Genomic DNA, 17,227 nt, shown 5'->3' on the forward strand with positions numbered 1-17,227 from the left:
TATGTTATGTAATTAAAGTTGGAGGTAAAAAGATGGTAAAACCACAAATTGGTGTTATTGGCATGGCTGTCATGGGTAAGAACTTAGCCCTAAATATTGAAAGTCGTGGTTACGATGTTGCAATCTATAATAGAACAGGTTCTAAAACGGAAGCTGTTGTTAAGGAACATCCTGATAAAAAATTATATCCAAGTTATACAATTGAGGATTTCGTAGATTCACTTGAAAAACCTCGTCGTATTCTTATGATGGTAAAGGCCGGGGCTGGTACTGATGCAGTCATCAACCAACTTATCCCTTTGCTTGATAAGGGTGATGTTCTTATTGATGGTGGTAACACGTTCTTTGAGGACACAATTTCAAGAAACAAGCGTCTAGATGAATCAGGTATTAATTTCATCGGAATGGGTGTATCTGGTGGTGAACTTGGTGCATTACAAGGTCCTTCACTAATGCCAGGTGGACAAAAAGAAGCTTATGATTTGGTTGCTCCTATTTTGGAACAAATTTCTGCTAAAGCTGATGAAGACGGCGCTCCTTGTGTATCATATATTGGACCAAATGGTGCCGGTCACTATGTAAAGATGGTTCATAATGGTATTGAATATGGTGATATGGAATTGATTTCTGAGAGTTTCAATTTGTTGAAACACTTGTACAACAATGATTTGAACAAAGTTGCCGATGTGTTCAAGGATTGGAATAAAGGAGAATTATCAAGTTACCTTATCGAAATTACTGCTGAGATCCTAACAAGAAAAGACGATGAAGGCAGTGATGACTTTATCGTTAATAAGATTATGGATAAAGCTGGTAACAAAGGTACAGGTAAGTGGAGCTCACAAAGTGCCCTAGAACTTGGTGTTCCACAATCATTAATTACAGAGGCCGTATACTCACGTTATATTTCTGCATATAAAGATGAACGTGTTAAGGCAAGTAAAGTATTGGCTGGACCTACAAAGAAAGTTGACTTTAATGTCGATGAATTAGTTGAAAAAATCCGTAAGGCTTTGTACTTCAGTAAGATCATGAGTTATGCTCAAGGATTTGCACAAATGAAAGCTGCTTCAGATCACTATGATTGGGATCTACAATATGGCGAAATCGCTCAAATCTGGCGTGCTGGATGTATTATTAGAGCTCAATTCTTACAAAAGATCACTGATGCATATGATACAGATGCAAAGCTTGATAACTTATTGTTAAATGATTACTTCAAGGATATTGTTGATAAGTATCAATCAGCTGTTCGTGATGTTGTAAGTTACGCCGTTCAAGCAGGTATTCCTGTTTCAGGATTCATGTCAGCTGTAACATATTATGATCAGTATCGTTCTGAAGTATTACCAGCTAACTTAGTACAAGCACAAAGAGATTACTTTGGTGCACATACTTATGAGAGAACTGATAAACCAGGAATTTTCCACTATACTTGGTATAAAGAACAATAGATTTTAGAAAATAAATTTTAAATAAAGTCGTGCTATTGAAATTCAATCAATAGCACGATTTTTTATTTTGGAAAATATTTAATTTAAAATCATTTTGCATATTCCATAACGGAGTCATATCAGCACTTTGCAAGTAGAATTAGTAACAAGCTTAATTCGTAAGAGTATTCCTAATTTAAGTGATAAATGAATGTACAATTATGTAATTTTTACTTTAAAATAAAAAACTTGTCTTCTTTTAATTTTTGCTATATGTTAAAATCATTAGTGCATTGCCTTGAGAGGGCTCAATCCACTTAATAATTAAGTGATAATTAAAATAATTTAATATACAGGAGAATGGTATGGCTAAGATACTTGTTATTGAAGACGAAGAGAACATGGCCAAGTTTGTTCAATTAGAACTTCAACATGAAAATTATGAAGTTACAGTTGAAAAAGATGGCCGAACAGGTCTTGATGCTGCTATAAGCGAAGAATGGGATTTAATTTTGTTAGATTTAATGCTTCCAGAATTAAACGGAATTGAAGTTTGTCGCCGTGTGCGTCAAGAAAAAAACACACCAATTATTATGATGACTGCACGTGATTCAATCATTGATCGTGTATCTGGATTAGATCATGGGGCTGATGATTATATTGTTAAACCCTTTGCGATCGAAGAATTATTGGCAAGAATTCGTGCGTTATTAAGACGTATTGATTTGGATATTGATGTTACTAGAAATAATGATCAAGTTTTGAAATATAAGAATTTGGTTATTGATAAGACTACTCAAACATTGAAACGTAATGGTGAAGTTATCGACTTGACTAGACGTGAATATGATCTATTGAGTGCCTTGATGGAAAATGTTGGCACAGTGTTAAGTCGTGATGACTTACTAGAACGTGTATGGGGAACTGGTAGTAGTACAGAAACTAACGTCGTTGATGTTTATATTAAATATCTTAGAAATAAGATTGATCGTGGTGGTGCGCCTAGTTATATTTCAACTGTTCGTGGTAAAGGATATGTGATGCGTCGATGAGGATTTCCATTCGATTTAAATGGACAACGATGATTTCTATTGTTATTTTAGCGGCTTATATTGTGGTCGCTATTCTAGCCATGCGCACGGTTGATGAAATCGCCACCCCTGAGGTAATTCACTCATTTGAAACTAAATTGATAATTGCCGGAATAGTTGTATTTGTTGTAGGGATTGTCTTGAGCTTTTTTGCCGTTACTCAGGTTTTGAAAAATCTTAAGGTTATTAATAATACTATCGATGATCTTAATAAAAAACCTGATTCTGATTCACGTATCAAGATTCGTAAAAGAAATGATGAAGTGTACGATTTGACAGTTAATATTAATAAAATGTTGGATCGCATGCAGGCATATACTAATCAACAAAAAGAATTCGTTGAAGATGTTTCACATGAATTAAGGACTCCTGTAGCTGTTCTTGAAGGACATTTGAGTATGTTACAACGCTGGGGAAAAGATGACCCAGAGGTTTTGAATGATTCAATTAATTCTTCATTGCAAGAATTAAAGCGAATGCAATCCTTGATTCAAGAAATGCTCGATCTCACAAGAGTTGAACAAATTGATAGTGACTATTTGGATCAAACTACGGAGATCAAACCCTTATTCACACAAGTTTATAATGATTTTAAAATGATACATACAGACTTCGTTATTAATTTTGATGATGACATTCGTGAAGGTAGTATGGTTAAAATTTATCGAAATCACCTAGAGCAAGTTTTGGTGATTCTTCTTGATAATGCCTTTAAATATTCAGCGGATCGTAAGGAAATTAGCTTATCAGCTTCAACTAATTCAGAAGTTCTCGAAATTGCCGTACAAGATTATGGCCTTGGAATCGCTAAAAATGACGTTAAACGTATTTTTAATAGATTCTACAGAGTTGACAAGGCACGCTCTAGAAAGCGTGGAGGGAACGGATTAGGACTTTCTATCGCTAAAAGGTTAGTTGAGATCTATCATGGAACTTTAGAAGTTGAAAGTGTCGTTGGATCTGGTACCGTATTTAGAATTGAATTGCCACTAGTTCAGGATTCTGATGAAGAGAATGATTCAGAAGAAAAGGCGAAGGCACGTTCAAAGAAAAAGAGAATTGAAGCCAAATAAAAAGCACTTTGGGAAAATCCCAAAGTGTTTTTTATTTTTTCTTATTATCTTGTTGTTTACCTTTGTTTAATTCACGTAAATTCTTGTGAAATTCAGAAGGTGTCTCATTTCCACGTTCATTATCTGGATCTAGATTTGTTGAATCATCTGAAGAAGTTGTTTCTGATTTACCAAGGATTGCATTTAATGATTCCTCAGTAACTACGACGCTAACTGGATGATTCTTTAATCTTGCATCTGCTTCACGCTTGATCTTAGGCATTATGATGTAGTTTGTAATTACTTGTTGAATTACGATTACGACACCACCAACCAAGAAGTAAAGTGCTAGGGCTGCTGAAGAAATCATTGAGATAAAGAATGTCATCATAGGACTCATTAATAACATTGTTTGCATTTGTTTTCTCTGCTCTTGAGGAACAATCTGCAATGACATGAATCCTTGAACAACGTAGAACAATGTAGCAATTATTGTAATGACCATACTTGGTTTACCAAGTGGTAATGAAAGAAAAGTCGCATTACCAATTGCTTTAGAATATTGTACGGCTTGATAAATACCAATCAACACAGGCATCTGAAGAAGCAATGGAAGGCATCCTAAACCACCAGTAAGACTTAGGTCGTTTTTCTTATAGACTTCCATCATTAATGCACTTATCTTTTGTTGTGTTGCTGGATCTTTTGCTTGCTTTTGCTTTTCTTGAATTAATTTCAATTGTGGTTGAACAGCACGCATTTTTTCTTGTTGTGCTGTAGATTTGTATTGTTGATTCAAGGAAAGTGGTAATAAGATAAGACGGACGATAAAGGAAATTATAACAATTCCCCAAGCATAAGCATTCGTTCCACCGATAGCTTTTGCTGTGGCCAGAATTAAGTTTTGGAACGGTGTTCCGATCCATTTGTAGATAATTCCGTAAGGCCCACTAGTTGGAGCATGTAAGGTCGTACCGGTACGTTGAGCACATCCGGTAAGAACCAAGGCCAGCACAGTCACAAGTGACAGCACCGAAACATATTTGACCAATTTTTTATTCAATTATAAACAAACCACCCTTTTACTCATATAAAAGTAATATACGTTAACTTTATTGACGTTTCAACCAATGACAGTGAATTTCTTATAAGATTTCAAGTCATTAGAAAAATTATAGTCCATATTGTCAACTCTGCCAAAGGGTGCAGGCGAAGCTTTCATTTTACTTAAAAAAATATGTAAAACACGTTCATCAGCCTGTGCTTCGATACTGACCGAGCCGTCCATTTCATTTTTGACTGTTCCAACCACACCCATTTCGAGTGCCACCCTTAAAACTGAGTAACGAAATCCGACTCCTTGTACTAATCCACTAACATTAATGGAAAGATGCATCATATTTATCACCTCAATCAACGAATATGTTACCATTATAACGTATAAAATAAGGGGAATAAATCTATGAAATATATTGAATCTAAAAAAAATGAAGATATTAAGCAAATTAATAAATTGTCTTCAACGAAATACATCAAAAAAACTGGTACATATTTGATTGAAGGTTTTCATTTAATACAAGAAGCCGATGCTAATGACCAAGAGTTTGTTAAGTTGTTAGTAACTGAAAAGCAAGAGAACGATCGTCTTGCAAAGAAGTATCGTGATATAGCAGTTGGAATTTCTGATGATATTGCTGAATCACTATCTGAAACAAAAACACCTCAAGGTATCTTTGCAGTGATAAAGGTTCAAAATACTGAACCACTCACTGATATGCACGGCCAATGGGTTATTTTAGACGATGTTCAAGACCCAGGAAATGTCGGAACTATCGTTAGAACTGCTGATGCTGCCGGTTATGCAGGCGTAATAACAAGTTTGAATTCTGCTGACTTTTACCAACCTAAGGTTCAACGTTCAATGCAAGGTAGTCAATTCCATTTACCAATCTATCGCATGGATATGCAAGATGTATTGAAACTTGCTAAGAAGTCAGGACTTAAAGTCTATGGTTCAGAAGTTAATGACCGAGCACTTCCATATAAAAAGCTAGAAAATAGTGAAGATTTTGCCTTAGTTATGGGTAATGAAGCTCATGGATTAAGCAAAGAAGTATTGGTTCAAATGGATGAAAATATCTATATTCCAATTCTTGGTAAGGCTGAATCATTGAATGTTGCCGTTGCAGCTGGAATTTTGATGTATGGATTAAAAGCAATTTAAAACTTGCGAAACTTTCTATATTTTGTATAATTGGCATATAATATATTTGTAAAACGTTGATGAAAAATAGTAGTCGTGGAGTTTATTTCAGGAAAGACCAGTTACTGAGAAGGTCTAATAAATTAAGCGGTGAATTCACTTTCTGAGTTTTAAAGACTGGTTTACTATATAAAACCCTTGAGTGCATGCATATTTGTGTGAACTAGGGTGGTACCGCGAGTCCTCGTCCCTTATTTTGGGATAGGACTTTTTTTATGCACTGAATTAGGAGGAATTAGAATGTCATTAAATGATAAATTAAAAGACTTACGCACTAATGGTATTGATGAAGCCAGTAGAGCTGAAAAAATTCAAGAGTTAAATGATTTAAGAATTAATTTATTAGGCAAAAAAGGACCAATCACAAAAGCACTTCGTGGAATGAAAGACGTTCCAGCAGAAGAGCGTCCTGAAATAGGTACTCTTGCTAACAACGTTAAACAAGATATCCAAGCCGCCATTGAAGAAAAGATGGAAGAATTAAATCGTAAAATGGTTGCTAAAAAGCTGGAAGAAGAAACAATTGATGTCACACTTCCTGCACAATCTAACAAATATGGTACAAGACATATCTTGAATCAAACGATTGAAGACATTGAAGAATTCTTTATTGGATTAGGTTATCGAGTTGATGCTGGTAATGAGGTTGAGGAAGATCATTATAATTTTGAACGTTTAAATATTCCTCAGAATCATCCTGCTCGTGATATGCAAGATACTTTCTATTTGACTGATGAATTATTGATGCGTACACAGACTTCTGCTCAAGAAGGTCGTGATATGGAGTCTCATGATTTTTCAAAGGGTCCGTTGAAAGTTATTTCACCCGGTGTTGTATATCGTCGTGATGATGATGATGCAACTCATTCTCATCAATTCCACCAAATTGAAGGTTTAGTTGTTGATAAGAATATTTCTATGGCAGATTTAAAGGGAACTCTTGAAGCGCTATGTCGTCACGTCTTTGGACCAGATCGTGAAATTCGTTTCCGTCCAAGTTACTTCCCATTCACGGAGCCAAGTGTTGAAGTTGATGTTTCTTGCTTTAACTGTGGTGGTAAGGGATGTCGTATCTGTAAGTACACTGGTTGGATTGAAGTATTAGGTGCTGGATTAAGTCATCCTAATGTTCTTGAAATGTCAGGAATTGACTCAACAGTTTATAGTGGATTTGCCTTTGGTCTTGGACCTGAGAGATTTGCTATGCTCAAATATGGTGTAAATGATATCCGTGATTTCTATTTGAATGATGTCAGATTTTTAGAACAATTCAAAGGAGTAAATTAAAATAATGAAAATTTCCGTTAATTGGTTGAAAGAATATATTCCTGTTACTCATACAGTTGAGGAAATGGCGAATAAGATTTCTCTAACAGGTATTGAATCTTCTCCCGTTCATAATGATGAAGGCCTTGATAAATTAGTCGTTGGTCATATTACAAGTATCAAAAAGCATCCAGATTCAGATCATTTGAATGTTACTACTGTATATATAGGTGAAGATGAGGACATCCAAATTGTTTGTGGTGCCCCTAATGTTGCTGATGGTCAATATGTTATCGTTGCTTTACATGGCGCACATTTACCAGAAGGGAAACGTATCAAACGTGGCAAGATTCGTGGTCAAGAATCAAACGGTATGATTTGTGGACTAGACGAAATCGGTGTCCCTGTTAAATATGTTCCAGAAGCTTATCACAATGGAATTTATGTTTTCCCAGAAGTCGTTGAACCGGGTAGTGATGCATTGTCAGTTCTTGGACTGAGTGATGGAATGATCGATATGGATATTACACCAAATCGTGCTGATACCTTGGGTATGCGTGGTGCAGCTTGGGAAGTTGGAGCAACATATAATGAAAAGCCAACATTCAAGACTCCAAAAATTGATGATTCTAAAGTAAAAGAAAATACAGATCTAACAATTGAAGTTGAAAATAAAGAACTTGTACCTGACTTTATGACACGTGTACTTAAAGATGTAAAAGTTACTGAAAGTCCACTTTGGATGCAACGTAGATTATGGAATCAAAATATTCAACCTGTTAATAGCGTTGTTGATGCTGCTAATTATACGATGATTGAATATGGTCAACCTATTCAAGCTTATGATTTGGATAAACTTGAAAACAATTCGATTACAGTAACAAATGCTCACTCAGGTGATAAATTTGTAGTAGACGATGGTACAAGTAAGGTACTTAATAATAATGATCTAATCGTTAAGTCTGGTGATAAGATTTTGGGACTTGCCGGTGTAGCTGGTGGGATTGAAGCTCGTGTTACTACTGAAACTAAGAATATAGTTTTGGAAAGTGCCGTATTTGATGGTACAAGTGTGCGTAAAGCAGCACAAAGACATGACTTACGTGGTGATGCCTCTAATAGGTTTGAAAAGGGTGTTGATAATGGAGCCGTCTCGGACTCTTTGATTCGCGCTAGTCAATTGATTGATGAAAATACTACTGTTGGAGAAATTTCTCAAGAGATTGTTGGATCTTATACAAAGGCTAATCCAACGATTATCAAGGGTAAAGTGTCACATATAAACCATTTGATGGGAATTGAATTATCTTCAGATGAAATAGTATCTATTCTGGATAGATTAGGATTTGACACAGAGCTTAATGGGGATGATTTAGTTGTTACAGTTCCTACAAGACGCTGGGATATGAGTATTGAAGCAGACGTTGTCGAAGAAGTAATCCGTATATATGGTTATGAAAACCTTAAAGGAACACTTCCTAAGGGAATGGAAACAGCAGGTGGATATTCAGCTAAACGTGAATTTAGCAATAAATTGCGTAATGTATTATTAGGTCAGGGAATGGACGAAGTTATCAACTTTGCTTTGATGAATAAAAAAGAAGCAGCTGATTTCAATGTTATTAATACTAACTATACAAAACTTCTTCACCCCATGACTGAAGACCATGAAGTATTGAGAACAAGTTTGATACCAGGCTTGATCAAGAATGTTGCATATAATCAAGCTAGAAATAATAATGATATTAGTATTTTTGAGCAGGCTAGAATTTTTGACCGTGAAAATGGTGTTGATCGTCCCAAAGAAATAGAATATATTGCTGGTGCCATAAGTGGGAATATATTTATGGATTCATGGAATACAAGTGCCAAAAAGGTTGATTTCTATGACGTTAAAGCTATAGTTGAAGAATTATTGTCATTCACAAATATTGATGCAAGTTTTGATTTTGTGGCAACAAACAAAATTTCTAACTTGCATCCAGGGCAAACAGCTGAAATAATAGCAGATGGACAATCTATTGGTTTTATTGGTAAACTACATCCAGACTATCAAAAGGAACAAAGTATTGATGATACTTTTGTTTTTGAATTAAATGTAGATACACTATTCGGTATGGAGAAGCGAAACGTTCAGGCACAATCCGCTCCTAAATACCCAAGTGTCAGTCGTGATCTTGCTATTTTAGTTGATAAAGATATTGAAAGTGGAACTCTTGTTAAAGATATCTTTGAAAATGGTGGCAAGTATTTGTCAGAAGTAAATATATTTGATGTTTATCAAGGCAAAAATATTAAATCAAATCATAAGTCACTTGGTTATCATTTAGTATTTTTGAATTCCGAAGCTACATTGACAGATGATCAAGTTGAAAAGGCTTTCGACATAATCAAGGACAGTTTGGTTCAAAAATTTAATGTAGAAATTAGATAATTGCGTTCAAACTAATGGTATAATTCTAATTAAATTAACTCGGGAGGCTGTGTCTTGAGCCAAAAGGATGAGAAAAAAGAAGCATTAAAACACGAGTCAAAAGAAAAAATAGAGACTCGTGCAAAGGAACGTTCAGTTGCTAATCATATTGCGTACTGGATTGTTGGAGTTATTGCAGTACTTGCTGTTGTAGTTGCTATTATCGGTTTTAACTATGTTAATAGTTCACTACAGCCATATAATTCTAATAATAAAGAAGACGTTGTAGTAAGAATTCCAATTGGATCTTCTAGTAAAGAAATCGCCAAAAAATTAGAATCAGACGAAGTGATTAAAAGCGCAACTGTCTTTAATTTCTATATTAAGGCTCAAAATTATACCGATTTTCAAGCTGGTTACTATACCTTTAAACAATCTATGCCATTAAGCCAGATTGTAAAACAGCTACAAAAAGGTGGCAGCTCTGAACCTACAGGTACTGCGTCTGATACAGTTCTAGTACCTGAAGGTATTACAATTGATCAAATTGGTGATAGAATTCAAAAAAGTACTAGTTTTAAGAAGAAGGATTTCTTGAAGTTGATGAAGAACAAAAAGTATCTAAAACAACTTCAAAGTAAATATCCTCAATTGTTGGATTCGACAATGAGTAAAACAAATGTTCGTTATCATCTTGAAGGTTATTTGTTCCCAGCAACATATGGTGTATATAAGGGATTAACTCTTAAAGAGTTAGTAAATCAAATGGTTCAAAAAGAAGATGAAGAACTTCAACCATATTATTCAACAATTAAAGAAAAGGGATATACTGTACAACAGGTATTAACTCTTGCATCGTTAGTTGAACGTGAGGGTGTTAAGAAGACTGATCGTAGAAAGATTGCGGGTGTATTCTTTAATCGTATGGACGTAAATATGCCGCTTCAATCTGATATTTCAGTTATGTATGCTTTGAATACTCATAAGACCAGATTGACTAACAAAGATACTAGTGTAAAATCTCCATATAACTTGTATAAGAATACCGGTTATGGACCTGGACCTTTCAATACACCTAGTTTACAATCTATTGAGGCAGTACTTGATCCTGCCGATAGATCTGAAAATTATTTATACTTCTATGCTAACTTGAAGACTGGGAAGGTCACCTTCTCACATACTCTTGCAGAGCATGAAAGTGGTTATGCTAAGACAGGTCAATAGTTAAAAATTTGTATATAATAGCAAATGTCATCTAATCTACCGGTTAGATGACATTTTGAAATTAAAAAATAATAATGAAAATAAAAAAAGTGAGGAATTTTAAGAATGGCAGATAAAAGTTACCCAATGACAGCAGAAGGTAAAAAGAAGCTAGAAGAGGAACTTGAAGATTTAAAAAAGGTAAAACGTCCAGAGGTTATTAATCGTATAAAAATTGCTAGAAGTTTTGGTGATTTGTCCGAGAACTCTGAATATACTTCAGCTAAGGACGAACAAAGTGTTGTAGAATCACGAATTTCACAAGTTATTGAAATGTTACAATATGCTAATGTTGTTGATACTGATGACATTGCACATGATGAAGTTTCTGTTGGTAAGAAAGTAACTGTTCAAGAAGATGGCGAAGAACCCGATGTATATACAATCGTAGGTTCAGCTGAATCTGATCCTGATACAGGTAAAATTTCTAATGATTCACCAATTGCTCAGTCATTAATGGGTAAACATGTTGGAGATGTTGTTACAGTTGAAACACCTGTTGGTAGTTATGATATAACAATAAAAGCCGTAGAAGTTGCATAATGTAATCGTTTTCTGATATGTTTATTTCAGACATTTGATGAGGTGGGCAAAATGAAAATTGAGTTAACAGATAAAGCACAAAATTGGTTCAAAACAGAATTGGACTTAGTACCTGGAGATGGTGTACATTTCTATGGTAAGGTATATGGCAAGACGATGGTTCATGAGGGATTTTCAATAGCTATGCGCAAAGAAAAGCCTGTGAAACCTGAGTCAAGTACAGTAATAGATGGAATCACTTATTTCATTACTGACAGTGATACCTGGTTTTTTGCCCGTTATGATCTGTTGGTCGAATATGACCCAGAACTAGATGGACCTGAATATATTTTTAAATCTAATGAATAATGCTTTATAGTATTTTGAAGGGAAACCTATGAGAAGAGTACTGGATATAATAAAGAAAAGAACAGGTAGTCAAGCCAAGTCTACTATTCCATTTAGACTGAACCTGCTTTTTTTTATTGTCTTTGCCTTGTTCGCACTTCTAGTTGGTCAATTAGCCTACCTACAAATCGTTTATGGTGGCAAATTTGAGGCTGAAGTTAATAGAACAGATAAGACAGTAATGACAGGAAGCGTACCACGAGGAATGATCTATGACTCTAAAGGACGATTGTTAGTTGGTAATTCAACAGAAAATGCAATTACTTATACTAAGAGTTCCGGAGTTAAATCTAGTAATATCTATACCATTGTTAATAGATTGACTAAGTATGTTTCAATCGAAAAGGAAACTTTGTCAGATCGTGATAAGGCTGATTATATTTTAGCCGCACCGAATAAAGAATCTAAAGTTGCAAAGCAGATGCCAAAGTCTTGGCGTGTTGATTCAAATGGAGATTCTTTGACTAACACTCAGATATACAATAACGAAGTTAAGTATTTGAAAAAAGAAGGCATTCATTTAAGCGATGCAGAACTTTCTAGAGCAACTTTGTATAAAAAGATGAGTGCCGCATATTCACTTTCTACTGTTTTCTTGAAAGATAAAGACTTAACCTCTAAAGAAATCGCTGAAGTCAGTGAGCATTTAACAGAGTTACCTGGTGTAAGTATTGGAACTAACTGGAATCGTGAATACCCACAAGGTAAGTCAATTGCAAGTATTATTGGTGGAGTATCAACTGAGCAACAAGGTATTCCAGACGATGAATTGAACACTTTACTTGCATCTGGTTATTCAAGAAATGATCGTGTCGGTACTAGTTATCTTGAAAAGAGTTACGAATCCATTCTAGCTGGTACAAAGAGTGAACGTGAAGTCCAAATAGGAGCCAATAATCAAGTTAAAAAGAGTAAGGTAGTTTACAGTGGTCAAAAGGGTGGAAACTTAAATTTGACGATTGATTCTAAGTTCCAAAAGAAAGTTCAAAGTGCACTATCAACTGAATTTGCTGCAGCACAGACTGCTGGAATTACTCAGTATTCTGATGGTGCTTATGTTGTTGTAATGAATCCTAAGACTGGTGCAATTATGGCAATGGCTGGTACAAAAAATGATCCACAAACTGGTAAAACGTCAGAAGATGCACTTGGTGTAATCAATAGAACCTTTGTTATGGGTTCTGCTGTTAAGGGTGCTACGGTTTTAGGTGCTTTAATGGATGGGGTTATAACACCAACTAATAATACGATTGCTGATAATCCTATTTATTTGCCCGGTAGTGCTGTTAAGAAGTCAGTTTATCCAGTTGGTACATATAGTAGTTTAACGGCTGAAAAAGCCTTACAAGTGTCCTCTAATGAGTATATGATGGCTCTTGCCATGAAAGAGGGTAACGCCAAGTATGAACCTAAAGTCTCTATGACTATGGATTCTGATATTTTCTCTAAGATGAGAGGATACTTTAACCAATTCGGTCTAGGAGTTAAGACTGGTATTGATATTTCTGGTGAAACTGCTGGTATTGAAGGTTCAACTAGAAATAGTGCTGGTCAATTAAAGACAGGTTCTGCACTGGATTTAGCTTATGGTAACTATGATTCTTATACATTGATTGAAATGGCTCAATATATTTCAACAATTGCTAATGGTGGCTATAGATTAAAACCATATATTGTTCAGTCTATTCAAAAGACTAAGAATAATGGTGACAAAGGTGCCTATGAATCCGTTACAAGTCCTACTATTTTGAATAAGGTAGGATTTACACAGTCTGAATTGAACGTCGTTAGAAAAGGTATGTATGACGCAGTTCATGGATCAGATTATTGGACTACTGCTACAAGATTGAAGGATTTAACACCGGCTGTAGCTGCTAAAACAGGTACTGCCCAATCGTTTTACTATAATCCGGATGATCCTAATAACTCTGATCCACCAGAAACAATTACAACTAGTCTAGTATCATTTGGTCCATATGATGACCCTAATATTGCTATGGCCATTGTGTTCCCAAATCTTACTAGTGAGAGTGGATCATATCCACAATTAGTTGCAAAACAAATTTATACAGATTATTATAAGATGACGGGTCAAAGTTAATCTAAATTAATACTTTAAAAATATTGATAAAAATGGTATATTTGACTAGTTGAATTTTAGAGAACTATTTATGAAAGGATGTTCCAAACATGAGAGTAAATATAACTATGGAATGTACATCATGCCATGAACGTACATATCTAACAAACAAAAGCAAGCGTAATAGCCCTGATCGTCTAGAACTTAAAAAATATTGCCCACGTGAGCGTGTTGTTACATTGCATCGCGAAACAAAATAAACAACAGGTTAAAATTCCTGTTGTTTTTTTTTACTAGGGAGGTAACTTTTGGATAAAGTCAGCTTCAGAAAAAAGCAGATCGATATCATGGATGAATTCATGAAATCTGATCAAGCTCAAAAAGAAATTAATGATATATATCTTCAATTATTTGAAGATGCTGGATTTATTGCAGCGCAAAGTGTTGGGATTACAATGAGTATTGAAAATGAAATTCCAACGTTCCCAATAATTAAGAAGTGTTGGAATTTGGGTAAGAATGTTTATATTCCTAAAACATTTAATGATTACTCAATGACCTTTGTGCAATATACTCCAGATACAGAATTAGAAACTAGCACTTTTGGTGTTAGAGAACCTAAGAATTATAAAGATAATAATTTAAATCCTCCGGAGTTGATTATTACTCCAGGATTAGCATTTTCAGAAGATCAAAAAGCTAGGTTAGGTTTTGGTGCTGGGTATTATGATCGTTATTTATCCCAGTATCCAACTAAAACAATTGCTTTGGCGTTATCAAGACAATATTATTTAAAGACACAATGGCCGGTCTATGTTTTAGATAAGTCTGTAGATCAGATTATTTCAGTGTCAAAGGACAAGTAGTATGAGAGATTATCAACAAGAGAAACCGTATGTAACCTGGTTCTTATTAGCCTTGACTCTTGCCGTGTTTGTCGCAGAAACAATCAGTGGTGGTTCTGAGAATGTTAATACTCTGATCACCTTTGGTGCTAAGACGAATAACTTGGTTCAAGAAGGTCAGTGGTTTAGGTTAATTACACCGATGTTTGTTCATATTGGTATATTACATATCTTAATGAACGGTTTTACAATTTATTATGTTGGACAAATATTGGAGCCTATGGTAGGCCACGTTAGATTTTTAATTATTTATCTATTGAGTGGTATTACAGGTAATTTAGCTAGTTTTGCTTTTGGTTCAAGTAATGCTATTTCAGCAGGCGCTAGTACATCTCTTTTTGGTATGTTTGCTGCATTTTTGGCGTTATCGGTAATCTATAAAGAAAATCAATTTTTAAGTGAGCTAGGTAAGAGTTTTCTTGGATTGATAGTAATAAATTTATTGCTTGATCTAACAATGTCCGGAATTGATATTTGGGGTCATTTAGGTGGTGCAGTCGGCGGTTTTCTTATCGGATTGGCCTTAGGACTACCTGGAATAAAACGTCCACAAATAATCTTTCGTGTACTTGCTATAGTAATCATTGCTGTTATTTCTTATTTTATGTATATAAAGGGTATGATAGTCTATGGATAAGTTGAGCTTTAGAACCCTGTATGACGTACAACAGCTTCTTAAAAGATTCGGTACCTATGTTCATTTAGGAAAAAGAATATGGGATATTGAACTTATGTCTATTGAGGTTAAGCGCTTGTACGAGAATGGAATGATAGAAAAAAATACCTTCATCAATGCTCAAATGGTTTTGAAATCAGAGCATAGAAAAGAAGAGAAAATAGAAAAGGACAGATTAAAGTGACAGAAAAGAAATTAATCGGTGTTGACCTTGGTGGTACAACAATTAAATTTGCAATTCTAACAGCTGCAGGTGAAATTCAACAAAAGTGGAGTATTGAAACAAATATTCTTTCTGATGGTCAGTTAATTATTCCTGATATTATTGAATCAATTAATCATCATATTAAAATGTACAGTATGGAAGCTGATCAATTTAGTGGTATTGGATTGGGTTCACCAGGTACTATTAATGCTAAAGAAGGTACTATCAAAGGCGCCTTTAACTTAAATTGGAAAAATGAAGTTTATCCTGTTAGAGATATTGAAGCAGGTACTGGTATTCCCGTAGTTATTGAGAATGATGCAAATGTTGCTGCTCTTGGTGAAAGATGGCAAGGTGCTGGTAATAACGCTGACGATGTAGTATTTGTTACATTAGGTACAGGTGTTGGTGGCGGTATTATTGCTGGTGGTCAATTGATTCATGGTGCTAATGGTGCTGCCGGTGAAATCGGACATGTTACTGTTGATCCACATGGTTTCATGTGTACATGTGGTAAAAGAGGTTGTCTTGAAACAATCGCTTCTGCTACAGGTATTGTTCACGTTGCTAGAGATCGTGCATCTGAATATGCTGGTGATTCTGAGCTAAAGATTATGCTTGATGATGGACAGGATATTTCAGCTAAGGATGTATTTGACTTGGCAAAGAAGGGTGACGATCTTGCATTGATCGTTGCTGACTATGTATGTGATTCACTAGGATTCGCATTAGCTAATATTGCTAATTCATTGAATCCTAAGTATGTGATTATTGGTGGAGGCGTTTCTGCTGCCGGTGATTTCCTACTTAAAAAGGTTGAAAAAGCCATGCGTGCTAATGAGTTTGCAACTATTAAGGATTCAACAAAAGCTAAGTTAGCAAGTCTTGGAAATGGTGCCGGTGTTATCGGTGCAGCGTCATTGATTAAAGTTGATTAGGGGTTTTTTGAATGCAAATTATTAATACTATTTTGTACATTGTTGTAATAGGATATTTAGTCTATCTAGCTGGTTCATGGTTGTACTACTTTATAAAAGGTAGACAAATTAATGGGGCACTTAGTGGTGAAGAATTCGAATCTACAATGAGAAAAGCTCAAATCATTGATTTAAGAGAAAAGAATACCTTTGATGCTAAACATATTTTAGGTGCTCGAAATCTTCCATATACACAACTTAAGTATAAAGAAGATGAACTTAGACCGGATTTACCAGTCTATCTTTATGAGGATCGTAAATCAGTTAGCATTCGTGCTGCAGTAAAACTACAGAAGAAAGGTTTTACTGATATTAAATGGTTAGATGAACGTTTTTCAGATTGGGAAGGAAAAACTAAGAAAACTAACAAACTCTAAGATTAATGAATTTGAGGATACTAAAAAGGAGACTATGACATTGTGTCAAGTCTCCTTTTTGTTAATCTATATTTTTAACCTTGATGTGCTTGCAAGCTCTTACGATTTGCACGACGACGGTTTTCTTCGATACGATCATTTTCAGCATCCTCTGGTTCGATAACAGTCTTCTTAAATGCATGAAGTGCACCGTATACTGCAGTAGCTGTAGTAATTGAACCGAATAGGAATCCTTTAACAAAGCGTAAATGTTTTTGTTTCTTTGCCATAATATTATGTACCTCCTATCTTTAGTA

General features: G+C 35.0%; 19 protein-coding genes. 16 read left to right on the plus strand and 3 right to left on the minus strand.

The annotated features are described in order from the left end of the window. Positions 1-32 precede the first annotated feature (32 nt). The 3 genes from gndA (at position 33) to BTM29_RS08290 (ending at position 3,597) form a co-directional block, all read left to right on the plus strand. On the plus strand, positions 33-1,454 hold the full coding sequence (gndA, locus tag BTM29_RS08280) for an NADP-dependent phosphogluconate dehydrogenase (protein WP_076615996.1): 1,422 nt from the start codon (positions 33-35) through the stop codon (positions 1,452-1,454). Between the two features lie 344 nt (positions 1,455-1,798). Beyond that, a complete protein-coding gene (locus BTM29_RS08285; RefSeq protein WP_076615999.1) occupies positions 1,799-2,485 on the plus strand; it encodes a response regulator transcription factor in 687 nt (228 codons plus the stop codon). 29 nt (positions 2,486-2,514) lie between these two features. Continuing rightward, positions 2,515-3,597 carry a sensor histidine kinase gene (locus BTM29_RS08290; RefSeq protein ID WP_225972190.1) on the plus strand — a complete coding sequence of 361 codons (1,083 nt, stop codon included), beginning with the start codon at positions 2,515-2,517 and terminating at the stop codon, positions 3,595-3,597. Positions 3,598-3,628: 31 nt separating this feature from the next. On the opposite strand, the gene yidC is transcribed toward BTM29_RS08290, so the two are convergent. Both yidC and BTM29_RS08300 read right to left on the minus strand, forming a co-directional pair. After that, positions 3,629-4,639 (minus strand): membrane protein insertase YidC, encoded by a 1,011-nt coding sequence (gene yidC, locus BTM29_RS08295; RefSeq protein WP_076616005.1) that lies wholly within the window; start codon positions 4,637-4,639, stop codon positions 3,629-3,631. Between the two features lie 60 nt (positions 4,640-4,699). Next, the gene (locus tag BTM29_RS08300; RefSeq protein ID WP_225972191.1) at positions 4,700-5,008 is read right to left on the minus strand and encodes an acylphosphatase; all 309 of its coding nucleotides are present in this window, start codon (positions 5,006-5,008) and stop codon (positions 4,700-4,702) included. Between the two features lie 30 nt (positions 5,009-5,038). Here BTM29_RS08300 and BTM29_RS08305 point away from each other — a divergent pair, with 30 nt between their 5' ends. From BTM29_RS08305 to BTM29_RS08365, 13 genes are all read left to right on the plus strand, one after another. Next, positions 5,039-5,800 (plus strand): TrmH family RNA methyltransferase, encoded by a 762-nt coding sequence (locus BTM29_RS08305; protein WP_076616011.1) that lies wholly within the window; start codon positions 5,039-5,041, stop codon positions 5,798-5,800. 279 nt (positions 5,801-6,079) lie between these two features. Further along, positions 6,080-7,126 carry a phenylalanine--tRNA ligase subunit alpha gene (gene pheS / locus BTM29_RS08310; RefSeq protein ID WP_076616013.1) on the plus strand — a complete coding sequence of 349 codons (1,047 nt, stop codon included), beginning with the start codon at positions 6,080-6,082 and terminating at the stop codon, positions 7,124-7,126. A 4-nt stretch (positions 7,127-7,130) separates the two neighbouring features. Then, positions 7,131-9,539 (plus strand): phenylalanine--tRNA ligase subunit beta, encoded by a 2,409-nt coding sequence (gene pheT, locus BTM29_RS08315; protein WP_076616016.1) that lies wholly within the window; start codon positions 7,131-7,133, stop codon positions 9,537-9,539. A 54-nt stretch (positions 9,540-9,593) separates the two neighbouring features. Beyond that, positions 9,594-10,742 carry an endolytic transglycosylase MltG gene (mltG, locus tag BTM29_RS08320; protein ID WP_076616019.1) on the plus strand — a complete coding sequence of 383 codons (1,149 nt, stop codon included), beginning with the start codon at positions 9,594-9,596 and terminating at the stop codon, positions 10,740-10,742. Positions 10,743-10,847: 105 nt separating this feature from the next. Continuing rightward, a complete protein-coding gene (gene greA / locus BTM29_RS08325; protein WP_076616022.1) occupies positions 10,848-11,324 on the plus strand; it encodes a transcription elongation factor GreA in 477 nt (158 codons plus the stop codon). Between the two features lie 51 nt (positions 11,325-11,375). Further along, entirely contained in the window at positions 11,376-11,672 is a 297-nt protein-coding gene (locus BTM29_RS08330; protein WP_076616025.1) for a HesB/YadR/YfhF family protein, read from the plus strand. Between the two features lie 40 nt (positions 11,673-11,712). Beyond that, positions 11,713-13,812 carry a peptidoglycan D,D-transpeptidase FtsI family protein gene (locus BTM29_RS08335; protein WP_076618838.1) on the plus strand — a complete coding sequence of 700 codons (2,100 nt, stop codon included), beginning with the start codon at positions 11,713-11,715 and terminating at the stop codon, positions 13,810-13,812. Positions 13,813-13,901: 89 nt separating this feature from the next. After that, on the plus strand, positions 13,902-14,051 hold the full coding sequence (gene rpmG, locus BTM29_RS08340; RefSeq protein ID WP_076616028.1) for a 50S ribosomal protein L33: 150 nt from the start codon (positions 13,902-13,904) through the stop codon (positions 14,049-14,051). Positions 14,052-14,099: 48 nt separating this feature from the next. Further along, on the plus strand, positions 14,100-14,657 hold the full coding sequence (locus tag BTM29_RS08345; RefSeq protein WP_076616031.1) for a 5-formyltetrahydrofolate cyclo-ligase: 558 nt from the start codon (positions 14,100-14,102) through the stop codon (positions 14,655-14,657). Between the two features lies 1 nt (position 14,658). Beyond that, positions 14,659-15,333, plus strand: coding sequence for a rhomboid family intramembrane serine protease (locus BTM29_RS08350; protein WP_076616034.1), 675 nt, complete (start codon positions 14,659-14,661; stop codon positions 15,331-15,333). Then, on the plus strand, positions 15,326-15,556 hold the full coding sequence (locus BTM29_RS08355; RefSeq protein ID WP_076616037.1) for a YqgQ family protein: 231 nt from the start codon (positions 15,326-15,328) through the stop codon (positions 15,554-15,556). Before BTM29_RS08350 ends, BTM29_RS08355 begins: the two co-directional genes overlap by 8 nt. After that, positions 15,553-16,515, plus strand: coding sequence for an ROK family glucokinase (locus BTM29_RS08360; protein ID WP_076616040.1), 963 nt, complete (start codon positions 15,553-15,555; stop codon positions 16,513-16,515). Before BTM29_RS08355 ends, BTM29_RS08360 begins: the two co-directional genes overlap by 4 nt. Positions 16,516-16,526: 11 nt before the next feature. Continuing rightward, positions 16,527-16,931, plus strand: coding sequence for a rhodanese-like domain-containing protein (locus BTM29_RS08365; protein WP_076616044.1), 405 nt, complete (start codon positions 16,527-16,529; stop codon positions 16,929-16,931). Between the two features lie 74 nt (positions 16,932-17,005). On the opposite strand, the gene BTM29_RS08370 is transcribed toward BTM29_RS08365, so the two are convergent. Beyond that, positions 17,006-17,200, minus strand: a complete 195-nt coding sequence (locus BTM29_RS08370; RefSeq protein WP_076616047.1) for a DUF3042 family protein — start codon at positions 17,198-17,200, stop codon at positions 17,006-17,008. Between the last annotated feature and the right edge of the window lie 27 nt (positions 17,201-17,227).

The organism is Companilactobacillus allii (assembly GCF_001971585.1).
Taxonomy (GTDB): Bacteria; Bacillota; Bacilli; order Lactobacillales; family Lactobacillaceae; genus Companilactobacillus; species Companilactobacillus allii.

What these genes read in the sequence shown, in the direction of transcription:
- BTM29_RS08290 (WP_225972190.1), top strand. Translation starts at nt 2,515, where the DNA reads ATGATTTCTATTGTTATTTTAGCGGCTTATATTGTGGTCGCTATTCTA.
- greA (WP_076616022.1), top strand. Translation starts at nt 10,848, where the DNA reads ATGGCAGATAAAAGTTACCCAATGACAGCAGAAGGTAAAAAGAAGCTA.
- BTM29_RS08370 (WP_076616047.1), bottom strand. Translation starts at nt 17,200, where the DNA reads ATGGCAAAGAAACAAAAACATTTACGCTTTGTTAAAGGATTCCTATTC.
- BTM29_RS08305 (WP_076616011.1), top strand. Translation starts at nt 5,039, where the DNA reads ATGAAATATATTGAATCTAAAAAAAATGAAGATATTAAGCAAATTAAT.
- pheS (WP_076616013.1), top strand. Translation starts at nt 6,080, where the DNA reads ATGTCATTAAATGATAAATTAAAAGACTTACGCACTAATGGTATTGAT.
- BTM29_RS08285 (WP_076615999.1), top strand. Translation starts at nt 1,799, where the DNA reads ATGGCTAAGATACTTGTTATTGAAGACGAAGAGAACATGGCCAAGTTT.
- gndA (WP_076615996.1), top strand. Translation starts at nt 33, where the DNA reads ATGGTAAAACCACAAATTGGTGTTATTGGCATGGCTGTCATGGGTAAG.
- BTM29_RS08300 (WP_225972191.1), bottom strand. Translation starts at nt 5,008, where the DNA reads ATGGTAACATATTCGTTGATTGAGGTGATAAATATGATGCATCTTTCC.
- BTM29_RS08365 (WP_076616044.1), top strand. Translation starts at nt 16,527, where the DNA reads ATGCAAATTATTAATACTATTTTGTACATTGTTGTAATAGGATATTTA.
- rpmG (WP_076616028.1), top strand. Translation starts at nt 13,902, where the DNA reads ATGAGAGTAAATATAACTATGGAATGTACATCATGCCATGAACGTACA.
- BTM29_RS08330 (WP_076616025.1), top strand. Translation starts at nt 11,376, where the DNA reads ATGAAAATTGAGTTAACAGATAAAGCACAAAATTGGTTCAAAACAGAA.
- BTM29_RS08350 (WP_076616034.1), top strand. Translation starts at nt 14,659, where the DNA reads ATGAGAGATTATCAACAAGAGAAACCGTATGTAACCTGGTTCTTATTA.
- BTM29_RS08355 (WP_076616037.1), top strand. Translation starts at nt 15,326, where the DNA reads ATGGATAAGTTGAGCTTTAGAACCCTGTATGACGTACAACAGCTTCTT.
- pheT (WP_076616016.1), top strand. Translation starts at nt 7,131, where the DNA reads ATGAAAATTTCCGTTAATTGGTTGAAAGAATATATTCCTGTTACTCAT.